The sequence below is a fragment of the Planctobacterium sp. AWH2_060 genome (genome assembly GCF_056158425.1).
Window position 1 is genome coordinate 3545605 of the sequence record NZ_JBSWTG010000001.1, and the last position, 21427, is coordinate 3567031.

At 45.1% G+C, this 21427-nt stretch carries 22 protein-coding genes; 9 read left to right on the forward strand and 13 right to left on the reverse strand.

Annotated features, from left to right (window positions below):
* The first annotated feature begins 16 nt into the window (after window positions 1–16).
* Window positions 17–451, forward strand: coding sequence for a VOC family metalloprotein YjdN (gene yjdN / locus ACXAD8_RS15110; RefSeq protein WP_475230322.1), 435 nt, complete (start codon window positions 17–19; stop codon window positions 449–451).
* Window positions 452–562: 111 nt separating this feature from the next.
* Here the strand turns inward: yjdN and ACXAD8_RS15115 are convergent, their stop codons facing one another.
* Window positions 563–1846, reverse strand: coding sequence for an amidohydrolase (locus ACXAD8_RS15115; protein WP_475230325.1), 1284 nt, complete (start codon window positions 1844–1846; stop codon window positions 563–565).
* Between the two features lie 360 nt (window positions 1847–2206).
* Between ACXAD8_RS15115 and ACXAD8_RS15120 the strand changes: the two genes are divergently transcribed.
* The 5 genes from ACXAD8_RS15120 to ACXAD8_RS15140 all read left to right on the forward strand — a co-directional run bounded on the left by ACXAD8_RS15120 (window position 2207) and on the right by ACXAD8_RS15140 (window position 9141).
* Window positions 2207–3712 carry an acetate--CoA ligase family protein gene (locus tag ACXAD8_RS15120; protein WP_475230328.1) on the forward strand — a complete coding sequence of 502 codons (1506 nt, stop codon included), beginning with the start codon at window positions 2207–2209 and terminating at the stop codon, window positions 3710–3712.
* Window positions 3713–3727: 15 nt separating this feature from the next.
* Window positions 3728–4186 carry a hypothetical protein gene (locus ACXAD8_RS15125; RefSeq protein WP_475230331.1) on the forward strand — a complete coding sequence of 153 codons (459 nt, stop codon included), beginning with the start codon at window positions 3728–3730 and terminating at the stop codon, window positions 4184–4186.
* Between the two features lie 40 nt (window positions 4187–4226).
* The gene (locus tag ACXAD8_RS15130; RefSeq protein WP_475230334.1) at window positions 4227–5054 is read left to right on the forward strand and encodes a cyanophycinase; all 828 of its coding nucleotides are present in this window, start codon (window positions 4227–4229) and stop codon (window positions 5052–5054) included.
* Window positions 5055–5232: 178 nt separating this feature from the next.
* Window positions 5233–8697 (forward strand): outer membrane protein assembly factor BamB family protein, encoded by a 3465-nt coding sequence (locus ACXAD8_RS15135; protein ID WP_475230337.1) that lies wholly within the window; start codon window positions 5233–5235, stop codon window positions 8695–8697.
* An 87-nt stretch (window positions 8698–8784) separates the two neighbouring features.
* Window positions 8785–9141 carry a DUF2750 domain-containing protein gene (locus ACXAD8_RS15140; RefSeq protein WP_475230340.1) on the forward strand — a complete coding sequence of 119 codons (357 nt, stop codon included), beginning with the start codon at window positions 8785–8787 and terminating at the stop codon, window positions 9139–9141.
* On the opposite strand, the gene ACXAD8_RS15145 is transcribed toward ACXAD8_RS15140, so the two are convergent.
* Window positions 9138–9944 (reverse strand): helix-turn-helix domain-containing protein, encoded by an 807-nt coding sequence (locus ACXAD8_RS15145; protein ID WP_475230343.1) that lies wholly within the window; start codon window positions 9942–9944, stop codon window positions 9138–9140. The two genes, ACXAD8_RS15140 and ACXAD8_RS15145, sit on opposite strands and share 4 nt — an antisense overlap.
* A 136-nt stretch (window positions 9945–10080) precedes the next feature.
* On the opposite strand from ACXAD8_RS15145, the gene ACXAD8_RS15150 reads away from it, so the two are divergent.
* The 3 genes from ACXAD8_RS15150 to ACXAD8_RS15160 all read left to right on the forward strand — a co-directional run bounded on the left by ACXAD8_RS15150 (window position 10081) and on the right by ACXAD8_RS15160 (window position 12438).
* On the forward strand, window positions 10081–10593 hold the full coding sequence (locus ACXAD8_RS15150) for a hypothetical protein (protein WP_475230346.1): 513 nt from the start codon (window positions 10081–10083) through the stop codon (window positions 10591–10593).
* Window positions 10594–10664: 71 nt separating this feature from the next.
* On the forward strand, window positions 10665–11567 hold the full coding sequence (locus ACXAD8_RS15155; RefSeq protein ID WP_475230349.1) for a phytanoyl-CoA dioxygenase family protein: 903 nt from the start codon (window positions 10665–10667) through the stop codon (window positions 11565–11567).
* A gap of 4 nt (window positions 11568–11571) precedes the next feature.
* Window positions 11572–12438 carry a phytanoyl-CoA dioxygenase family protein gene (locus tag ACXAD8_RS15160; protein WP_475230351.1) on the forward strand — a complete coding sequence of 289 codons (867 nt, stop codon included), beginning with the start codon at window positions 11572–11574 and terminating at the stop codon, window positions 12436–12438.
* Between the two features lie 47 nt (window positions 12439–12485).
* On the opposite strand, the gene ACXAD8_RS15165 is transcribed toward ACXAD8_RS15160, so the two are convergent.
* From ACXAD8_RS15165 to ACXAD8_RS15215, 11 genes are all read right to left on the reverse strand, one after another.
* Window positions 12486–12902 carry a F0F1 ATP synthase subunit epsilon gene (locus ACXAD8_RS15165; RefSeq protein ID WP_229530433.1) on the reverse strand — a complete coding sequence of 139 codons (417 nt, stop codon included), beginning with the start codon at window positions 12900–12902 and terminating at the stop codon, window positions 12486–12488.
* Window positions 12903–12963: 61 nt separating this feature from the next.
* Window positions 12964–14349, reverse strand: a complete 1386-nt coding sequence (gene atpD, locus ACXAD8_RS15170) for a F0F1 ATP synthase subunit beta (protein ID WP_475230354.1) — start codon at window positions 14347–14349, stop codon at window positions 12964–12966.
* A 31-nt stretch (window positions 14350–14380) separates the two neighbouring features.
* The gene (atpG, locus tag ACXAD8_RS15175) at window positions 14381–15241 is read right to left on the reverse strand and encodes a F0F1 ATP synthase subunit gamma (protein ID WP_475230357.1); all 861 of its coding nucleotides are present in this window, start codon (window positions 15239–15241) and stop codon (window positions 14381–14383) included.
* Window positions 15242–15296: 55 nt separating this feature from the next.
* Entirely contained in the window at window positions 15297–16838 is a 1542-nt protein-coding gene (gene atpA / locus ACXAD8_RS15180) for a F0F1 ATP synthase subunit alpha (protein ID WP_475230360.1), read from the reverse strand.
* 14 nt (window positions 16839–16852) lie between these two features.
* Window positions 16853–17386, reverse strand: coding sequence for a F0F1 ATP synthase subunit delta (atpH, locus tag ACXAD8_RS15185; protein ID WP_475230363.1), 534 nt, complete (start codon window positions 17384–17386; stop codon window positions 16853–16855).
* Window positions 17387–17399: 13 nt separating this feature from the next.
* A complete protein-coding gene (gene atpF / locus ACXAD8_RS15190; protein WP_475230366.1) occupies window positions 17400–17870 on the reverse strand; it encodes a F0F1 ATP synthase subunit B in 471 nt (156 codons plus the stop codon).
* A 41-nt stretch (window positions 17871–17911) separates the two neighbouring features.
* The gene (atpE, locus tag ACXAD8_RS15195; protein ID WP_473020681.1) at window positions 17912–18151 is read right to left on the reverse strand and encodes a F0F1 ATP synthase subunit C; all 240 of its coding nucleotides are present in this window, start codon (window positions 18149–18151) and stop codon (window positions 17912–17914) included.
* A 96-nt stretch (window positions 18152–18247) separates the two neighbouring features.
* A complete protein-coding gene (gene atpB / locus ACXAD8_RS15200; RefSeq protein WP_475230369.1) occupies window positions 18248–19087 on the reverse strand; it encodes a F0F1 ATP synthase subunit A in 840 nt (279 codons plus the stop codon).
* A 34-nt stretch (window positions 19088–19121) separates the two neighbouring features.
* A complete protein-coding gene (locus ACXAD8_RS15205) occupies window positions 19122–19517 on the reverse strand; it encodes an ATP synthase subunit I (protein WP_475230371.1) in 396 nt (131 codons plus the stop codon).
* A 143-nt stretch (window positions 19518–19660) separates the two neighbouring features.
* The gene (locus ACXAD8_RS15210) at window positions 19661–20551 is read right to left on the reverse strand and encodes a ParB/RepB/Spo0J family partition protein (RefSeq protein WP_475230373.1); all 891 of its coding nucleotides are present in this window, start codon (window positions 20549–20551) and stop codon (window positions 19661–19663) included.
* A 103-nt stretch (window positions 20552–20654) separates the two neighbouring features.
* A complete protein-coding gene (locus tag ACXAD8_RS15215) occupies window positions 20655–21425 on the reverse strand; it encodes a ParA family protein (protein WP_475230376.1) in 771 nt (256 codons plus the stop codon).
* Between the last annotated feature and the right edge of the window lie 2 nt (window positions 21426–21427).

A 21427-nucleotide genomic window follows, 5' to 3' on the forward strand; every position in this document is an offset into this window, starting at 1 on the left:
GCAAAAGGAGCAGCAGATGCAGCTATTAAATTATCTGAATTTTAAAGGGCAATGCGAGGACGCAATTCACTTTTACCAAAAGACTTTAGGAGCAGAAGTTATTATGCTGATGCGCTTTAAAGACATGCCGCCTCAGGAAAGTGAAGCCTGTCAGATGCCGCCGGGTCTGGAAGAACAAATTATGCATGCCGAAGTCCAGTTCGGAGAAACTCGTGTCATGATGTCTGACAGTCCGGAATCTGGTACCCCTGAATTTAAAGGCTTTTCACTATCCATTACCGCGGAAACAGTTGCACAAGCGGAAACCTACTTTGCGGCACTCTCTGAAGGCGGCAAGGTCACCATGCCACTGGAAGAAACCTTTTGGGCCAAAGCGTTTGGTATGGTGGAAGATAAATTTGGGCTTAGCTGGATGGTGAATGTAGACAGCGACGATATGCCATCAATGTGATAATACCCGGGCCACCCTGACTCGGGTATTATTGATTAGAGCGTGCTGACCTTTTCTGTACAAAATTTGTTCTGCATATAAGCGCTTTAATCGCGGAACAGTCCTACAGACCTAGTGCTGAGCCATGTAATCCATCGTCAGGTTGGTTAATAGTTTTACACCCAGTTTCATCCCTGAGTCATCCACATAGAACTCCGGAGTATGGTGAGCCGGTGCTTCTTTGGCCGGCACATCTAATGGTTTTCCGCCGATAAACAAATATAAACCCGGGATTTCCTTCTGGAAGAAAGAAAAATCTTCCGCACCGGTGGTGGGTTTTCGACTGGTGACATTGTCTTTACCTGCGGTACGTACCAACGTATCCAACATCTCTGCCATCAAATCCGGATCGTTGTAGGTAACCGGATAATTGTAATCCAGCGGCAGTGTGACCTCTGCGGTAGCACCCATGCTTTCAGCAATGGCTTTTACCTTGCGCGGTAAAGACTCATAGATATGTTCACGCGCGGCATCATTTAAGGTGCGGATTGTCCCGACCATTTCCACTTCGTTGGGAATAATATTAGAGCGCACTCCGCCCTGAATTTTCCCTATGGTGACCACTGCACCGTCTTCCACCAGTTCCAGTTCGCGACTTACGATGGTTTGCAGGCCCATAATAATTTGTGCTGAAGTCACAACCGGATCCACACTCAACCAGGGGTAGGCCCCATGTGCCTGTTTGCCTTTAACCACGACTTTAAAGGGATCTACCGCCGCCATGATACCACCGGCCCGATAGGCCACCGTATTTACATCCAGTCCGGCCCAGATGTGTAAGCCGAAGATCACATCCACATCCGGATTTTTAAGCACACCTTCTTCCACCATAACTTCTGCGCCACCGCGTTCGCCAGCAGGTGCTCCTTCCTCAGCAGGTTGAAAAATGAATTTAACCTGGCCTTTGAGGTCGGATTTTTTGCTGGCCAGTATTGTTGCCGCGCCCATCAGCATAGCCATGTGGGTATCATGACCGCAGGCGTGACTGACCGGCACCTCATTGCCGTTGTATTCACCTTTAGCGGTGGATTTCCATGGCAAATCATTGGTTTCCAAAACGGGTAATGCATCCATATCGGCTCGTAAACCAATCACAGGCCCCGGTTTGCCACTGTCCAGAATGGCCACAACGCCGGTTTTTGCAACGCCGGTTTGCACTTCGAAACCCAGTTCGCGCATGTAGTCAGCAATATATTTTGCGGTTTCGAACTCCCGGTTTGATAATTCCGGATGTTGATGAAAGTGATGTCGCCACTCGATAACCTTGGGTTCAATTTCATCGGCCACCTGAGCCACATCGGCGCTCACCTGAATAGACAATGCTGCGGCAATGCCCAGTGCAATTTTTTTTATCATTTTGTGTTCCTGCTGTTGGGTAGAGTCAGTCAATTTCAAATACTAACCGTGTAACAGCAAAAGACTCAACTAAATTCGAAATCTACGAAAAAGGGACCGAACTGCAATTTTTTATAAAATTTTGTGTCTTTTTTGTGATTGCATAGATATTCAGATTTTGCGAGACAGGCGTTTGTTTGCGCCATCATACAACCAAAAACGGCATAAGATTTCATCACTCTTGCATGTCTATTTTTTTATCAAAAAGTAGGCATATCCAGCATTATTGCTATGCTTTTAGACATCTGATAGCGTGAAAAAATTGAGGCTCCTCGCCGCCATGACAGGCAATACGCCAAACAATTCTACAGGACATTTTTTATGACAAAGTCTGTGCCAGAGCAAACTTCGCGAACCAATGCAAAAGATTCAGATGCATTTGATATCTTCAATCTTCGTCATTATGTGGGGCCTAACCCGGATTTATCCTGTGAAGCCCTGGCCTTCGACTTTGCCTTTACCGGCCACCCCAAGCCCATTCCACTAAACGATTTGCACTCTGCCATTGCGGAAAGGCTTCCCGAACTGGCAACTCAGGAATTTCAAACTTATCAGCAGCTGTTTGGGCAAGCGGTATCCGTTATTAATCGCCTGGATCTGAATCTGCATATGAATAAACTGGAAGTTCAGGACAAAGAGCACGGTGCGAGGATCGCCTTTCAGGTCATTCACAAAACCACCTCCTGGAAAGTAGTGTATTTTGTCTGGGATTGGTTTGAATACATTTGTGATCCGGACAACAACGAGTTTGACTATGATGCGCAATTTGCTGAACTGCAAGACTCCTTCAATCGCTCCGTATTCGGTGGACCAACTTCCTACAGCCTGTTAAAGGCAGCGGCAAAAAAACACATCCCCGTCACTTATCTCTGGGATGAAGGATTGTTCCAATACGGTTATGGCAAAAGCATGATAAGAGGTATTGCCACTACCTTTGATGTGGACAGCCATGTGGACTCCGATTTCACCTGCCGCAAAGACGATTGCAAAGCCTTTTTAGCGGAATACGGTTTCCCGGTGCCAGAAGGCGAAGTGGTGTTTGAACTGGAAGAGGCTATAGAAGTAGCAGAAGACATTGGTTACCCGGTGGTCTGTAAGCCAGTTGTGGGTCACAAAGGTATCGGCGTTACCGCCAATATTGAAAATGAAGATCAACTGCGCAAAGCCTTTATCAACGCCATTGCTGCCGTGCCTGATGGTGAACCACAATCGATTATTATCGAGACATTTATTCAGGGCAGTGATCATCGCATTTTATGTGTTGATGGCGAATTCGTCGCCGCCGTTAAGCGCGAGGCAGCTTATGTTGTGGGAGACGGTGAATCCACTGTCATGGAACTTATCAATATTGAAAACGGTAAAGAAATACGCGCCGATACTGCTACCTCGCCACTAGGTAAAATTCTTACTGACGATGTTATGGACAATACTCTGGAAGATGCCGGTTTAAACCGTAATTCTGTTCCAGAACGCGGCGAAAAGATCTATTTGCGCAAAGTAGCCAATTTGTCCCTGGGTGGCGTCAGCGAGGATGTAACCGATATCGTCCACCCTGAAATCATCGCCATGAGTCGCGCAATTTCCCAGCACTTTAAGCTCACTGTGTTTGCTTTGGATGTGATCACTGATGATATCGCCAATGACTGGAAGCCAAAAGACGGCCAGAAACGCGCTAACTTTGGCATCATCGAAATCAATGCCGCGCCGGGCATCTACATGCACCTTAAACCAGCTTATGGTCGCTCAATCGATGTGCCCACCCGCATCATTGACACCTTCTTTGACGAAAGCAAAGACGCCAGAATACCAATTCTGACCTTTAATTGACTCAGTAAACCCGGCATGAAGCGCATCATTGATTACGTGATGCACCACGAAATTTGCCGCTATCCAGCCGGGGTTTGCACTGATGGTATGTTTTTGAAAAAACACGAGTTCCCCGTCAATCCAGACTATAACGCCAATATGCGCAATGTGCTTCGCAACCCGCGAGTAGAAATGCTGTTGGCTGAAATGCCTTTAGCGGTCTACGAAACAGAGGGAATGTACTACAATAGCTCGGACCTATTGGTACTGGAAGACCCGAACGAAACAGAAATGATTCTGGCTGAAGATATGGAACCCGGTGCTATCGTGATGATCCGCAAAGGCAATGATGTGGAAATTCGCCGTGGTGATGCAGAACCAGAAACTACCGAAGTAGAGTTCGAAGATGAGTTCTTTTCACTGGTACTACACGAAATCAAAACCCACTTTGGTAAAAGAGTTATTTTACAACCGGCTCCTCTGTTGGGGAGCTAATCTACAAGCAGTTTAGATAGAAATTTGGATGTTTAATATAATGCATAACAACAGAGGCACACTCACATTAATCGGAGGCGCTGAAGACCGAAAAAGTGACACCGGGGTTTTAAAACAACTGGTAGAGAAAACCCAAGCCAAGTACATAGCAGTTGTTCCAACGGCGTCCATGTATGGCTATGAACTAGGCGATGAGTACAAAGACGCCTTTCGCCGCCTGGGTGTGGAAAAAATCGAAATTCTGGATATTAAAGAACGCCGGGATACTGAAAATAGTCGTTTTCTGGACATAGCCAAAGAAGCAGATCTCATCTTTTTTACTGGTGGCGATCAAGTAAAACTGGCCCATGTGTTTTTGCATACAGAATTATTAAAAGTCATCAAAGACAGGCATTTCCTGTCGGGTTTACACCTGGCGGGAACCAGCGCCGGGGCCATGATCATGAGCGATCCATTAATCTACGACGGTGATGGTAAAGACTTCCAAAAAGGCGCGGTATTTTATGAGCCTGGATTCGGTGTCACCGCCAATATTACCGTGGACACCCACTTTATGGAGCGCGGTCGAATCCCACGAATTTGCGCCTTTCTGGCTTCCGGTTACAGCAAACGCGGGATCGGTGTCGGTGAAGATACCTCCGCCTACATTACTCCAGACGATAAACTGGAAGTGTTTGGGGCCGGAATTGTAGTGATGTTTAACGCCGACAAAATGCGTTATTCCAACTTTCACGATGTCAAAGAAAATGAACTAGTGGATGTCGATAACATTGCCATGTCGTTTTTAGTGCAAGGCTCTCGATTTGACATGGCGAAATGGGCGCAGATTAAGCCCTCCAGACGCAAAAAAATTCTCAGCCCCAGCTGACCCCTATCTATAACTTATATTCCGCATAACAATAATCTGCGCCTTGCGCTTTTTTGTTATGCGGTTACCCCTTTCAAAATTCGAAAGAAAATAAAAATCCTTGAATCGGGAATAATAAATACCCACCACACGTCCTTTATGTATAATGCTTTCACAATATGTAATGGAGTACTTTACCTTGAATAGACTAATAGCCGCTTTATCCCTTTGCGCCCTGCTTTCTGCTTGTGGAGGCGGTAGTGATAACAAAACTCCAGCTCCCCCCTCTCCACCTGTAACTGCGCCAGAAGATGACTGTGATTCCGATATTCAAAACAATAGTTGCGTTTTAGAGCCAGAACAATCTTTGACGGTAAATATCGATGACTCACAAGATGTTGATGTCATCGCTATGACGATCAGTGTTGCTGGTATTTACCAGCTTACATTCAGCAGTGAATTAAGCATTGGTGCAACTCTTTCTGAAGCACTGGGAGAGGCCTTCATTCTGGACATCAACAAGTCTGCCTCTGAAGATTATATCGCCTTTGTTTCATTGCAAAGTGGTGACTACATATTTGTAGTGCAATCAAGCGATTCCATCACGGGTGCCATCACATTATCGGCATCATTAGCTCCTGATACCGATGAAGATGGCTTAGCCGATGCCCAGGAGTTACTGATAGGCACAGATCCAGATTCAATTGACTCCGACTCAGACGGTCTGCAAGATGGAAAAGAGCACTTTGAAACGGGCACCTCACCATTGTTAGCGGACTCAGATGGGGACTCATATTCAGATTTTGAAGAGCTTTGGTTAAATACATCTCCGCTTGATTCATCCAACTATCCAAAAATCAATGGATGGTCATTTGATGGGCACTATGTACACCTGAATCCTCACAGCATTAATAGTTCGCCATTCATCAACGGTGAAGTGGAACCTATGGGTGAGTCTCGTTTTTTTGCTGTTGAAATGTCGCCAGAATCCCCTCAAATTCGCTGGACCAAAAACATCGATGCTCTGAATACTCTCGTTTCTGACGAACAAATGATTGTTGTAAGAGGAGTAGCGGGTATTACTGCAATTGACAGTCTCACCGGTGAGAGTCTTTGGACTAACAATCAATTAACTCAAGCAGGTTTGCACAGAATATTTGAAGGTAATGTTTATGTTTCGAATGCGGAACAAAGCGGATTACATAAACTCTATGGAAACTATAACGCTGCACCAATTTTGGAAACAATCACTGAGTCCGGTTATGCAGATCTGAATAGCTTAGTTTTGACCGATGACGGCATGACCTACCTGTTATCCGGCTATTTGTTGATTAAGCTGGACCAACAGGGAAATAAACTGTGGCAATACCCAATCCAACACGAAAGTCGCAACAAACCAGGCCTAGTGCTACGCGGCGATAAAATTTATTTGATCAACAATGGATTAAAAGCACTGGACAGGGAAACTGGTGAGCCTGATGCAACCTTTAAAATTACAGATACAACAGGTGAAGATATCATACCTTTGCGATTGTTTGCAGGTAGTAGCAATAACCTGATAATGGTCAGCCAAGAGGAAATTATCAACTATTCAATTTCACAAAATACCATTACCTGGCGCACTCCTTTGCTCGTTGACAATGTTTATACCTATCATTCACTGCAGACAAAACTAGTTCCTACTGTGCGTTTTGGTGAATTGTTCTTACACAATGATTCAAAAGTCATATCCTTAAGTGAACAAAATGGCTCTGAATTATGGAGCTGGCAAATTCCGGACAATGAAGACAGTATTGACGCTTTATTGTCCACCAAAAATCACCTGATTGTGGATACGGAAAACAGTGTCTACGTTATCAATCTCACCACCAGATCTTTGCAGTACACCATCGACGCCGAAGGTAAAGTGTATATCGCAAACAACGGAAACCTCTATATCAACGACCGTAGCAGCGATACGTTAACCGCTTACAATATCGAAACTGATACGGATGCCGATGGTTTACCTGACTGGTGGGAAAGATTACATCATTTACACATCGCCAACCCCGAAGATGCATTGGCAGATGCAGATGATGATAGTCTCAATAATTTAAGTGAATTTAACCATAACACTCACCCTTTTAAGGCAGACTCAGATGAAGATGGTCTAACTGATAGTCAGGAAATTAACACTTACTTTACCCACCCACTCATTGCGGATACGGATGGGGACACTATTCCAGACGGCCAGGAGGTGAGTCTGGGTACTTCTCCCATTTCAATTGACTCAGACAATGACAACCTCCCCGACGATTGGGAAATAAACCATAATTTAGACCCGCTAAACAACGATGCAGCAGCAGATACAGATAATGATGGTTTAACCAATATTGCAGAGTTCTTATATGGCACTTTACCTGATAATGCTGACAGCAATGGTAATGGTATTCCCGATAGCGAAGAACCGGGATTGCAACTACCACCTTCCAATAAAGATTCAGACGGTGACTCTCTTCCTGATAATTGGGAATTGCTGTACGGCATGGATCCGAATTCAGATTCAGACGCCAAGCTCGATACAGACAATGATGGGTACTTAAACTTTGAAGAATTTTATCTGGCGACTAATCCCTTAAACTCAGACTCATTTCCGATGCAAACAGGATGGACGACACGAGCTGCCAACGGCAGTAGAAGCAATTTCATCAATGAAAAAGTCACATACCAAAGCATCAGTAAATATGCTGATTTGCCTGCTTTAACCGATGCTAAGTTATTGAGTTACGGTGATTTCCTTATTCAATATAATCAGCAGCTTGTTTCTGTGTGGCAAATCAGTTCTATAGAAAACACATGGCAATTCACGCCTCTAAACAATGAAGATATTCAGGATGTCATAATCAACGCCAACAATGTGATCATCAGTAGCACCCTTGAAGGCTCAGGTCAGGTAACTGTATTGGATCTGGAAAGTGGACAACTTCAGCAGCAGTTTTCCGCACAACTGAATGGAATGAGTACTCAGGATAATTTGCTTTACGCAGAAAACAGCGCAACTGTTTACAATCTGGATGGCAGCACAGCTTTTACTATTGATTCAGAAATAGACAGTTTATTAGTGAATGACAGTAACATCTATGCGCTTGATTCTCCGCACCGAATCCACATTCACAATCGCTTAAATGGTGAATTATTACGGACAATAGAGCTGCCATGGAATCCAACCTATCATCACGTTGGAGGAGGAGACGTGGATACATTCCATCATGCATCACCTTTACACATTGATTCTAAGGGGCATTTATGGATGTCTGTGGGTGACAATGAGTTTGACTGGCAATGGATAGCGCCCAATATCAGTAATAGTGAATTCATTACTATCGCTGATAACAAAGACTACCTGCAATTTAAAACATCGGTCTATGGTAATCACTATGTCAGCCCCTATGCCTCTACAGTTGAAGATGGAACATCATTACAAAACTTTATTCTTATCCCAAATCTGAAACAAGCTATAGCTACACGAAACAGCGTCTTTATACGGACTGACAAAACCCAATTGCTGGATAGAGAAACTCAAACGGTATTGTGGCAATCAGAGACTACCGGCGAAATGATATTTTCCAATCAACACCTGTTCATAAATGAAGGTGAAAGTATTCATATATTTAAATTTGAGTAGTTATACCCGGTGTTCGCTCAGTGATTATCACGCAAGTGATGGTTTGTTGTTATACTATCTGACAAATACAAACGAAAAATTATTGCAATGGACAAGAACTTACAAGACCTGCTCAATCAACCCGCTGAGCAGCGCTATAACTATCTGATCAATCAGGTAAAGAAATATCAACAGTTGTGGATCCTGGCAGATGAAGTGGGTGCTGTAATGTTTAACAGCGAACAGGAAGACTGTATTGCCGTCTGGCCTGAAGAAGCGATGGCAAAATTATGGTGTACGGATGACTGGGCCCACTGTAACCCCATAGCCATTTCTCTGGAAAAATGGCTACAAGACTGGACGCCGGGTCTGGAAGAGGACGAGGTGTCCATTTTAGTAATGCCAGATGAAAATGATGAAGGACTGGTTATTGAACCCTGGGAGTTGGCTGAGCGATTAAGTTAACTCTGCAATTGACGTCGAATTTCTCGCGGATTGCATCCCACCACCTTTTGCATCGCTGTACTAAAATGAGCCAGCGATGCAAACCCCATATTCATGGCGATATCGGTTATTGATTGAGAATCCATTAACTGAACCAGGCCCAAACTCAACCGCAGCATTAAGCGATACTGGTGTAAACTGACGCCACAAACCGCTTTAAATACCCGGCACAGATGAAACGCTGAACTGTTTAATAGCTTTGCTATGCGTGCCACTGAAATATTATCTTCCGGGCTCTTTGCTATGATTTGTTGCGCGCCATAGGTCAACTCTTGCCAGGTTTTGCGCTTTTTGGCAGAAAGACGCGCTATTTGATTGTGGGCTTGCATGGTTAACACACTGTCCAATAACAGCAGCCCTTGTTCATAAGCCGCCGCTTCGCTTAACAACCCTCTTCGCAAAGTGCTAAACAGCTTAAGCTGCGCCAGATATAAGCCAGGTTGAATAGCTATCTGATCCAGATTCAACGCATTTTCAGACACCTGAAATTCCCGAAAATTACTTAACTGCAATGCCTGATAAAAATCATCTGGTGCAAATTCAAACCAATGACAATGATCACCTCTGGGATCCAGCACTTTGCGTTGATAAGGCTGAGCACCATCATAAATATTGACCCGGGTGGCATCCGATAGAAACGGCTTTTTAGTGTTTTTTTCAATAAAAGTAGAAGTAATTGGAAACACCAGAGTAGGCAAGGATATGTCACCCGCAGTGGTAAAATCAGAACTTGTAGCAGCACAACAAAATCGCCCGATTCTCATCTTTGGGTTGTTTAACAATAATTGGCTGTACCCGGAACATTGAGCGGCTGACATGATTTTGCGCAATAATTTGAAAGTTTTCTGGAATGCTACAGACTAAGATAACAGCTATTAGACCAAAAAAGGTAGCCAATACATGAAAGTGTTATTCAGCGTCTTGCTCTTAGTTTTTATTTCTAGCTCCGTTTGTGCGCAGCAATCTGCGCCTGATTGCAGTTCGGAAAAGCACCGGCAGTTTGATTTTTGGGTAGGCGATTGGGTTGTGACAGATAAAGAAGGAAACATACAAGGCCACAATAAAATAGAGTTATTACTCAATGATTGCACTCTGCAGGAAAACTGGCAGGGAGCAACCGGTAGCAGTGGTATAAGTTTAAATTTTTACGACCGCCAAACCCAACAATGGCACCAGACCTGGATTGATGCCTCCGGCGGTGTACTTTATTTGAATGGTGGCGTGCAAGAAACTACCATGGTTTTAGAAGGTCAGCGACTGGGCAGAGATGGCAAGCCAGTGCTTCATAGAATCGCCTATACACCGCTAGAAGATGGTCAGGTAAAACAACACTGGCAATATAGTCAGGATGATGGCAAAACCTGGCAAGAAGCGTTTCTGGGCTTCTACAGCAGAACAACAATAAAAGAATAGCCAGTTAATTCTGGCTAATTTTGTTTCCTTAGCTACACTCCTGAACTGGATAACAGGTACAGGGTGTATAAATGGAAAATAATCAGATTCAACAATTTCACAACGATGGCTATTGCTTAATCGAAAATGGCCTTTCGAAATCATTACTTTTTCGCTGGCGAAATCTCACCCAACAACTCGAAGAACAAGCGGTAAACAGTCATAAAAATGGGCAACATCTGCATGGCGCTGCCGTAGTGCAGGACAAAGTGGGTCCCAGACTCATGCGCTACGATGATATTTTTGCCATTGATGCAGAACTTGTTTTGGAAACACTAGCAGCACCGGTGATGTTAGATATGACTAAAACCTTATGCGGCGTAGGCAGTGTGCCGGTTCAAATGGATATACTGTACAAGCAACAGCACCCACACCCTGCAATAAAATGGCATCAGGGCGCACAACACAGTCGCAATTATCCTTATCTGAATGTTGGTATCTACCTGGATGATGCACCGCAAGGAGACGGCTGTTTGCGCTATGTACCTGGTACGCAGCACAAACTGTACGATATCGAGTCATTATCAAAGGAGCATGGCTGGGAGATACCCGGTGTTGTAGAGCAGCCAGCAAAAGCCGGTGATATTCTCATCCAGGATATGATGATTTTGCACGGCTCACAACCGAAACGCTCTCCAGGTGTCAGGCGCACCATCTACATTGAGTTGCGGCCGTGGCAATCTATTGTTGAATCTCAATCCCAAACTGAACATTGGGCTGAACTGAGAAAGCAATGGATGAGTTTAGTTTTGCAAAAAGATGCTGCCGCTATATGGCCACAACAATGGCGGGAGGATTATCCTGATGCGCCAGAAGTGCAGCTATTGGTTAACGAAATATTAGAGAGAAGGGAACCACCTCAACCTGCGGTCTGGGGAACCTTTCCGGTGGAGTCAAAAGATTACCCGGTACCAGAGGATATGCTGGACTGGTAGATATATGTGTCTTAAAAACAAGTATCAAAATGAAGGGTATTGTGTGGTTAAAAACGCCGTACCTTCTGCTTTATTAACCCGGCTGGATAACATGGCCAAAGCCCTGGAAAATAAGGCCTTGGCGCTATCCAGTGAACTGGATTTAGAGCAAGCGGCAGTGGACAGCCTTGAGGTACCCACAACGGTATTCAGGATAAATCATGTTTATCGCACTGAAGCTGCCCTGGTAAACCAATTATTAAGCTCCCCCCAAGTCTATAGAGCCATAGTATCTCTTGGCGGTGGCGACATCATCCCTCTTGGTGTTGATATCAATTTTAAAAGTTCGCATGTTGCGGCCGTAGTGCCATGGCATCAAGATTCAATTCACGATGGCACAGCCCCTTATTTTGCCATGGGTGTGTATCTGGATGACGCTGATGAAAATGATGGCTGTTTGCGCTATCTACCCGGCTCCCATAAACAAAAACAAGATGTTCATCAGCTGGCATCGCAGCATGGTTGGAATATTCCACAGCACCAACAAGTGCCAGTTACAGCGGGGGATGTGTTATTTCACGACGTTATGACATTGCACGGCTCAACACCTAAAGTCAGCCCGGGTGCCAGACGAACAATTTATGTCGAATTTCGACCTGCCAAAGAAATACTGGCAACAGGTTCACAAAGCGAAAACTGGGTAAATTTGAGAAAGCGTTGGATGGCACTGCTGCATGCCAAGGCCATAAGAATGAACGATTCAGATATGAAAGATGATTCCCATGTCAAAGAACTACCCTCAGAGTTTTACCAGGACTTATATGCCAACAGGGAAAAGCCTACGCCTTCTAACTGGGCGTTTCCCCCTGTGAAACGAGAAGATTATCCCTGAAACAAAAAACCCGGCACAGGCCGGGTTTTTTAATCTCTAAAATCAGCTTACTTGCGCATAGAGCGGATAACCCGCAACTGTGCGATAGCTTGCGCTAATTCGTGTGCCGCTTCGGCATAGTCAAAGTCAGAGCCTGGGTTAGCAATGTGCTCTTCGGCACGACGCTTGGCTTCCAGGGCTGATTGTTCGTCAAGCTCTTCACCGCGAATCGCCACATCAGCAAGAACAGTTACTGTGCCTGGTTGAATTTCCAGAACACCGCCGTTGATGTATATGTGGGCTTCTTCGCCATGTTGCTTCACTAAACGAACCATGCCGGGCTGTAAGGTAGTCAGCAATGGAGCGTGACCCGGATGGATACCCAGTTCACCTTCACTACCAGTCACCTGAAGATGTTCAACGCGACCAGAAAATAAACTCTGCTCGGCACTTACTACATCCAGATGTGTTGTCATAGCTGCCATATCCCCCTCCTACGGTGGACCCGGACTCAGGCGCATTGATTAACTCAATACGCCTGACCAATTACATTTTCTTCGCTTTTTCTACAGCTTCTTCGATTGAGCCAACCATGTAGAAGGCTTGCTCAGGAAGGCTGTCGTATTCACCAGACAGAATTCCTTTGAATCCTGCGATAGTATCTTTCAAAGATACGTACTTACCAGGTGAACCGGTGAAGACTTCTGCTACGAAGAAAGGCTGTGACAAGAAACGCTGAATTTTACGAGCACGAGTTACTACCTGCTTATCTTCATCAGACAGTTCGTCCATACCCAAAATCGCAATGATGTCTTTCAGCTCTTTATAGCGCTGCAGTACAGTCTGAACGCCACGAGCAGTTTCGTAGTGTTCCTGACCGATTACCAGTGGATCCAACTGACGCGAAGTAGAGTCAAGCGGGTCTACTGCAGGGTAAATACCCAAAGAAGCGATATCACGAGACAGTACTACTGTTGCATCCAGGTGAGCAAACGTTGTAGCAGGTGAAGGGTCAGTCAAGTCATCGGCTGGTACGTATACCGCCTGGATAGAGGTGATTGAACCAGTTTTAGTAGAAGCGATACGCTCCTGCAGTACACCCATCTCTTCTGCCAGAGTAGGCTGATAACCTACCGCTGAAGGCATACGACCCAGAAGTGCTGATACCTCTGTACCTGCCAGTGTATAACGGTAGATGTTATCTACGAAGAACAGAACGTCACGACCTTCGTCACGGAATTTTTCTGCCATCGTCAGACCTGTCAGTGCTACGCGCAAACGGTTACCCGGTGGCTCGTTCATCTGACCATATACCAGAGATACTTTATCCAGTACGTTTGATTCGTTCATTTCGTGATAGAAATCGTTACCCTCACGAGTACGCTCACCTACACCGGCGAATACCGAGTAACCGCTGTGCTCGATAGCGATGTTACGAATCAATTCCATCATGTTTACGGTTTTACCAACACCGGCACCACCGAACAGACCAACTTTACCACCCTTAGCGAACGGACATACGAGGTCGATTACCTTGATGCCTGTTTCCAGCAGCTCGATTGAACTAGACTGGTCTTCATAAGAAGGTGCTTCGCGGTGAATAGACATACGCTCTTCTTCACCGATAGGGCCAGCTTCATCAATTGGATTACCCAAAACGTCCATGATACGGCCTAGAGTGGCGGTACCAACTGGAACCTGAATTGGACTATTTGTGTTTTCTACTTCAGTACCACGACGCAGACCGTCAGTAGTACCCAGTGCAATCGCACGAACAACACCACCGCCCAGCTGCTGCTGAACTTCAAGGGTAAGACCTTTAAGGTCACCATCAGTGATATTAAGTGCGTCGTACACTGCTGGTACTGCATCTTGTGGAAATTCAATATCCACAACAGCACCGATAATTTGGACGACTTTACCCAGACTCATATTTAGTCTCCGTTAATTTATTAACCTTTGCCTACACCGCAGCTGCGCCGCCTACAATCTCACTGATTTCTTGTGTGATTGCGGCCTGACGGGCTTTGTTGTATATCAGTTGTAACTCATCAATAAGGTTACCAGCGTTATCAGTAGCCGCTTTCATGGCTACCATACGTGCAGCTTGTTCTGATGCTGCATTTTCAACGACGCCCTGATATACCTGAGATTCAATGTAACGAACTAACAATGTATCCAAAATTGGTTTTGGATCCGGCTCGTAGATGTAATCCCAACGATGTGTTAAATCATCTTCATCAGATTTTGGCAAAGGCAGCAATTGCTCAATTTCAGGCACTTGTGACATGGTGTTTTCAAAACGATTGTTCACCAGGAAAATCTTATCCAGTTTACCTTCGTTGAATTGTTCCAACATCACCTGAACCAAACCTATAACATCACTGGCAGAAGGCGCTTCGCCTAAACCGGATTCGGCGGCTAAAACTTTGCCACCAAAACGATTAAAGAAGGCACAGGCTTTTGAGCCCAAAGCCGCGAAGTCTACTTCAACGCCTTTGTCTTGCCATTCTTTGACGGTTTTTGTTACGAGCTTAAATTCGTTGGTATTCAAACCACCGCACAAACCACGGTCGGTAGATATAACAATAAAACCAACGCGTTTTACTTCGCGTTCTTCCAGATAGGGATGTTTGTATTCCAGGTTACCATGAGCAATGTGGCCGATAACCTTACGCATACTCGTTGCGTAAGGACGACTGGCAAGCATGCGTTCTTGCGCTTTTTTCATCTTCGAAGCCGCAACCATCTCCATCGCGCTGGTGATTTTCTGCGTATTCTTGATGCTGCCGATTTTGCCTTTTATCTCTTTACCGTTTGCCATCATACTCTCCTGTGATTACAAGGAATGAAGCTGACGCTTCATTCCTCCGGGTTCATCACCACGTTTGTGTTGACTTGAATTTCTCTAAGGCCGCAGCCAAAGCACTTTCAATGTCTTTGTTGTAATCACCAGAAGCGTTGATGTTGCCCATCAGCTCAGCTTCTTCACTGTTCATGTAAGAATGTAAAGCCGCTTCGAAATCCAGAACCTTGTTCAGTTCGATGTCTTTCAAAAAGCCTTTTTCTACTGCGAACAGAGAAACCGCCATATCAGCGATAGACAGAGGCGCATACTGCTTCTGCTTCATCAGCTCGGTTACGCGCTCACCGTGCTCTAACTGAGCACGAGTAGCTTCATCAAGGTCAGATGCGAACTGCGAGAAAGCCGCCAATTCACGGTATTGAGCCAATGCCAAACGGATACCACCGCCCAGCTTTTTGATGATTTTAGTCTGAGCTGCACCACCAACACGAGAAACTGAGATACCAGCGTTAACAGCAGGACGAATACCAGCGTTAAACAGGTTAGTTTCCAGGAAGATCTGACCATCTGTGATGGAGATTACGTTGGTAGGTACGAAGGCAGATACGTCACCAGCTTGCGTTTCAATGATAGGTAACGCAGTCAGTGAACCAGTTTTGCCTTTAACTTCACCGTTAGTGTAACGCTCTACGTAAACTGGGTTTACACGTGCAGCACGTTCCAGCAAACGGGAGTGCAAATAGAAAACGTCACCTGGGTAGGCTTCACGACCTGGCGGACGACGTAGCAACAATGAGATTTGACGATAAGCAACAGCCTGCTTAGACAAATCATCATAGATGATCAACGCATCTTCACCGCGGTCACGGAAGAATTCACCCATAGTACAACCAGAGTAAGGCGCCAGGTATTGCAGTGCTGCTGATTCAGAAGCAGAAGCTGCAACGACAATGGTGTGATCCATTGCACCGTGCTCTTCCAGCTTGCGCACTACGTTAGCAATTGTAGAAGCCTTCTGGCCTACCGCTACGTAGATACACTTAATGCCGGTACCTTTCTGGTTGATGATGGCATCAACAGCCAGGGCTGTTTTACCAGTCTGACGGTCACCGATAACCAACTCACGCTGGCCACGACCGATTGGAATCATAGAGTCAACAGATTTATAACCAGTTTGTACTGGCTGATCTACTGATTGACGGTCGATAACACCAGGTGCGATTTTTTCAACAGGTTCAAAACCTTCAGCGTCGATAGAACCTTTACCATCGATTGGCTCACCCAAAGTGTTAACAACACGGCCTAAAAGTGCACGACCAACTGGTACCTCAAGGATACGGCCGGTAGAGTTAACTTTTGTGCCTTCTTTTAAGTCTGCGTATGGACCCATGACAACTGCACCAACAGAGTCACGTTCCAGGTTCAATGCAATCGCATAGCGACTGCCAGGAAGCTCAATCATTTCACCTTGCATTACATCTGCAAGACCGTGTACACGAATGATACCGTCAGTAACACTAACAATAGTACCTTCGTTGCGAGCTTCACTTACTACTTCAAACTGCTCAATACGTTTTTTGATCAGTTCTGCAATTTCAGTGGAATTAAGTTGCATGCCCTTTTTCCTCGTTATGCTTGTAACGCGTCCGTAAGACGGTTGAGTTTACTCTTAATGGAGCCGTCGATAACCATGTCTCCGGCCTGGATTACAAAGCCGGCAATCAATTTAGGATCCACGTTACAATTCAGCTTAACTTTTCGTGCAAGGCGTTTTTCCAAAGACTGGCTGATTTCCTGTTGCTGCGCATCGGAAAGGTCGGTAGCTGATGTAACATCAACATCGATCTCTTTCTCGTATTCTGCTTTCAACTCAGTAAACAGTACCAAAATCTCTGGTAAGGCCTGTAAGCGCTTGTTTTCAGCCAAAACTTTAATAAAGTTTTGGCCATTCTCATTCAATTGTTCACCGCAAAGGTTGATAAACAAATCTGCAAGAGTTTCTGCTGCGACAGCGCCGCTAAGCAATTCTTTTACGGTTTCGTTTTTGGCAACTTCGGCAGCAAAATGCAGCATTTCAAGCCAGTTTGTAACAGCCTGATTCTCTACTGCGTAATCAAATGCAGCATTCGCATAGGGACGAGCAACGGTTGTCAATTCAGACATAGCTCAGTCTCCCTTATAGCTCGGTGACAAGTTTTTCAACAATGTCACTGTGTGCTGCTGAATCAATTTCACGAGCTAAGATACGCTCCGCGCCCACAACTGCCAGAGTTGCAACCTGTTTGCGAAGTTCTTCTTTAACACGATTACGTTCAGCTTCGACTTCGGCTTTACCTTGATCAATGATTTTGGCACGCTCTTCGTGACCGCGTTGAGTTTCCTCATCAACGATTTGTGTCGCGCGCTTTTTCGCTTGTTCAATGATTTCAGCCGCCTGTGCTTTTGCTTCTTTCATTTGCTCAGTTGCTTTTTTCTGAGCTAATTCGAGATCTTTTTCCGCGCGATCAGACGCAGCAAGACCATCAGCAATTTTCTTTTGGCGCTCTTCAATTGCACCCAACAGGTGGGGCCATACGTATTTCATACAGAAAAGTACGAATACGATGAAAGCAATTGATTGTCCAATAAGAGTAGCGTTGATATTCACAACCCCATCTCCTCTGTTCGTTTAAAAAAAAGGTGTCTAAATTAGTTAGCGCCCAAAACGAACAACATGTACAAAGCAATAGCTACACCGATCATCGCGATCGCATCGATAAGACCAGCTACGATAAACATACGAGTTTGCAGTGCAGGAGCCAGTTCAGGCTGACGAGCAGAAGACTCAAGGAACTTACCACCCAAAATACCAAAACCGATAGCCGGACCTAAGGCGCAAAGACCGATCAGGATGCCAACAGCAATATACAAATTACCTAAGATTTCCATGTTTAATTTACCTTTTAGTTAAAGTTTAAAGTTGAAGTTTAAAAAATCTTCAGCAGCGCATTTCCATACTGGAAACACGATGCCGTTGAATACTTTCTAGTGTTTTTCGTGCGCCATACTCAGATAAACGATACTCAGCATCATAAAAATAAATGCCTGCAACGGAATTACCAGAATATGGAATACAGCCCAAATGAAATGCAGTGGTAGCTGGAACAAGCCCACCATTGCGATCAAAATGAAGATCAGTTCTGCTGCGTACAGGTTACCGAACAAACGCAGTGCCAGCGATAGCGGCTTAGCGAACAGAGTAACCAGTTCCAGAACCAGGTTTACCGGGATAAATGCCCAGTGGTTAAAAGGATTCATAGACAGCTCTTTAACAAAGCCAAATCCTTTCACTTTAAATGAATAGTAAATCATCAACACAAACACGCCGATAGACAGGGCAAATGTCAGGTTAAGATCCGTGGTAGGTACCACTTTCATGTATACGTCATGAGAATCCATGCCGAAGAAAGACGAGCCAATTAAACCTGCGGTAGCCGGTAACCAGTCAATCGGAATGATATCCATGATGTTCATCAACAATACCCACATGAATATCGTTAATGCCAGAGGTGCAATAACCGGGTTTCTGCCATGGAAAGTACTGTTAACGGTATCGTTAACAAATTCCACGATCATCTCGATGAAGCACTGAAATTTACCTGGTACACCGGTATCTGCTTTTTTAGCCGCGCTTCTAAAGATGGCTAAAAACAAAATACCTAAAGCAATTGACCAACCCAGGGTATCAATATGCCAAACCCAAAAACCACCGTCCGCACATGCTTTATTGAAGGCCAGACCCGCGTCGGTCGAGCACATCTTTGCATTGGTTAAGTGGTGCAAAATATATTGTGAACCTGTCAGTTCACCACCAGATGCAGCCATTTTCTATCCTAAATGTTTAAGTTTAAAAATCTTTTCAGGCAACGTGTTTGTTATTCACACGGCGCAAAATAATCAGTATTGGGTACTGCAGTAACAACATGCTGCAAAACCCTAAAATCACTTTCGCTTTATCTAAAAAGGGAATTTGGTAAATGGCCATGAAAACCAACAACACCAGCAACAATTTTAATTTGTTCCCTTTCTTCATGCTGTTTACGATTTCTTTAGTTTTACTGGCGCCGGAAAAGCGGAACACATAAAACGAAAAAACAGCATTGCTCAATACGCTCAATGTTCCACCAGTGACTACGGAGATTGCGGAGGAGAGGCCATCCATCAGAAAAAATACCAAACCTGACAGGATAACTATCGCAAATTGCAAGACTAGCATCTGTTTGGCCAACCTTTTACCGGCTTTTGCCAAATCCATAAGCTAAGAGTTCCTCATAGGGTCACACAGAAACTTAAAGCGCGAAAAGTATACTGCTTTAAAACCAGTTTTCAAGCCAAACCGCTCTAAGTCTGAAAGATCCGGTTACAATATCATCACAGAATTACTTTACCGCGAAATTTTTATGAATTTTTTTCAATATGGGACAAAATCCCATCTAACTGTTCCAGGGTGCCAAAGTTAATCACCAGTTTGCCTTTTCCTTTGGCATTATGAGAGATAGCAACAGTGGTACCGAGATTTTCGCCTAAGCGATTTTCCAGACTTTTCACATCGGGATCCTCTACCGGCTTAGCTTTCTCTGGCTTAGGTTGCATAATTTTGCGTACCAGCGACTCGGTATCCCTTACCGTTAAGCCCTTATTGGCCACCGTCTGAGCTGCATCACTCTGACTCTCACCTTCCAGGGTCAACAAGGCTCTGGCGTGCCCCATCTCGATGTCGCCGTGTTCCAACAAGGTTTTAACATCCTCGTTGAGATTATTCAGGCGTAAAAGATTCGTTACAGTGGTGCGGGATTTACCCACAGCTTCGGCCACTTCCTGATGAGTCAATTCAAATTCCAGAATCAATCTCTCCAGTGCCTGGGCTTCTTCCATGGCATTGAGATCTTCACGCTGAATATTCTCAATCAAAGCAATGGCAACGGCCACTTCGTCCGGCACGTCTTTGATCAGGCAAGGCACCACATCCAGTTCTGCCAGCTGCGCAGCACGCCAGCGACGTTCGCCGGCAATGATTTCGTATTTTTGTTCAGCTACCTGACGAACCACGATAGGCTGAATAATTCCTTGCGAGCGAATTGAGGAGGCCAGTTCTTCCAACGCTTCCGGGGACATGTCTTTACGAGGTTGATAGCGACCAGGCTGTAAAAACTCTACAGGCAGTTTTTGTAATTCACCTTTGCTTTCTTCCATTTCCGGCACATCATCGATTTTTACTTCGCGCTGTGTCTGGCTGGTTGCTAACAAGGCATCTAAGCCCCGTCCTAATCCTCTTTTCTTCGCTGACATAATAATCTCTTGGACAATGCTGACTATTTTTGTGGGTCGGACTTTAGTCCGACAAAATCATTTAAATCTGACAAAGGTGTCGGACTAAAGTCCGACCTACAGGCTATTTGCTTTTACCCCGGCGCAATATCTCTCCGGCCAATGCCAGGTAGGCCTTAGCTCCCGTGGATGACTTTTCGTAATACATGGCTGGAGCCCCAAAACTGGGCGCTTCGGCCAAACGAACGTTACGGGGAATGACAGTGCGATACACCTGCTCACCAAAATGGCGTTTGAGTTGCTCGGATACATCATTGGCCAGGCGATTGCGCGGATCGTACATGGTGCGCAAAACACCTTCAATTTTCAGTTGCGGATTAACCACCGAAGCTAATTTTTGAATGGTATCCAGCAGTGCAGTTAAACCTTCCAGTGCGTAATACTCACACTGCATAGGAACTAACACTGAATCGGCGGCCGCCATTGCATTCACCGTCAACTGGCTGAGCGAGGGCGGACAGTCGATAAAAATAAAATCATAGTGTTCGCGCACCGGCTGAATGGCATTGCGCAAGCGCAATTCCCGGGCGAACACTTCCATCAACTTGATTTCTGCGGCAGTGACATCACCATTGGCAGCCACCAGGTGATATTTACCTGTGGTGGCTTCAACAATCACATCCTGGATCGGTTTTTCTTCAATTAATAACTCGTAAGCTGTTGATTCCACCTCGTATTTATCAATGCCACTACCCATAGTTGCATTGCCCTGGGGATCGAGATCTATCAACAACACTTTGCGCTTCGTTGCCGCCATGGAAGCTGCGACATTAACCGCGGTAGTGGTTTTTCCCACACCGCCTTTTTGATTTGCTATTGCGATTACCTTGCCCAAAA

Coding starts and splice junctions, on each gene's coding strand:
- yjdN (WP_475230322.1), top strand. CDS start 17: ATGCAGCTATTAAATTATCTGAATTTTAAAGGGCAATGCGAGGACGCA.
- ACXAD8_RS15115 (WP_475230325.1), bottom strand. CDS start 1,846: ATGATAAAAAAAATTGCACTGGGCATTGCCGCAGCATTGTCTATTCAG.
- ACXAD8_RS15120 (WP_475230328.1), top strand. CDS start 2,207: ATGACAAAGTCTGTGCCAGAGCAAACTTCGCGAACCAATGCAAAAGAT.
- ACXAD8_RS15125 (WP_475230331.1), top strand. CDS start 3,728: ATGAAGCGCATCATTGATTACGTGATGCACCACGAAATTTGCCGCTAT.
- ACXAD8_RS15130 (WP_475230334.1), top strand. CDS start 4,227: ATGCATAACAACAGAGGCACACTCACATTAATCGGAGGCGCTGAAGAC.
- ACXAD8_RS15140 (WP_475230340.1), top strand. CDS start 8,785: ATGGACAAGAACTTACAAGACCTGCTCAATCAACCCGCTGAGCAGCGC.
- ACXAD8_RS15145 (WP_475230343.1), bottom strand. CDS start 9,944: ATGAGAATCGGGCGATTTTGTTGTGCTGCTACAAGTTCTGATTTTACC.
- ACXAD8_RS15150 (WP_475230346.1), top strand. CDS start 10,081: ATGAAAGTGTTATTCAGCGTCTTGCTCTTAGTTTTTATTTCTAGCTCC.
- ACXAD8_RS15155 (WP_475230349.1), top strand. CDS start 10,665: ATGGAAAATAATCAGATTCAACAATTTCACAACGATGGCTATTGCTTA.
- ACXAD8_RS15160 (WP_475230351.1), top strand. CDS start 11,572: ATGTGTCTTAAAAACAAGTATCAAAATGAAGGGTATTGTGTGGTTAAA.
- ACXAD8_RS15165 (WP_229530433.1), bottom strand. CDS start 12,902: ATGGCAGCTATGACAACACATCTGGATGTAGTAAGTGCCGAGCAGAGT.
- atpD (WP_475230354.1), bottom strand. CDS start 14,349: ATGAGTCTGGGTAAAGTCGTCCAAATTATCGGTGCTGTTGTGGATATT.
- atpG (WP_475230357.1), bottom strand. CDS start 15,241: ATGGCAAACGGTAAAGAGATAAAAGGCAAAATCGGCAGCATCAAGAAT.
- atpA (WP_475230360.1), bottom strand. CDS start 16,838: ATGCAACTTAATTCCACTGAAATTGCAGAACTGATCAAAAAACGTATT.
- atpH (WP_475230363.1), bottom strand. CDS start 17,386: ATGTCTGAATTGACAACCGTTGCTCGTCCCTATGCGAATGCTGCATTT.
- atpE (WP_473020681.1), bottom strand. CDS start 18,151: ATGGAAATCTTAGGTAATTTGTATATTGCTGTTGGCATCCTGATCGGT.
- atpB (WP_475230369.1), bottom strand. CDS start 19,087: ATGGCTGCATCTGGTGGTGAACTGACAGGTTCACAATATATTTTGCAC.
- ACXAD8_RS15205 (WP_475230371.1), bottom strand. CDS start 19,517: ATGGATTTGGCAAAAGCCGGTAAAAGGTTGGCCAAACAGATGCTAGTC.
- ACXAD8_RS15210 (WP_475230373.1), bottom strand. CDS start 20,551: ATGTCAGCGAAGAAAAGAGGATTAGGACGGGGCTTAGATGCCTTGTTA.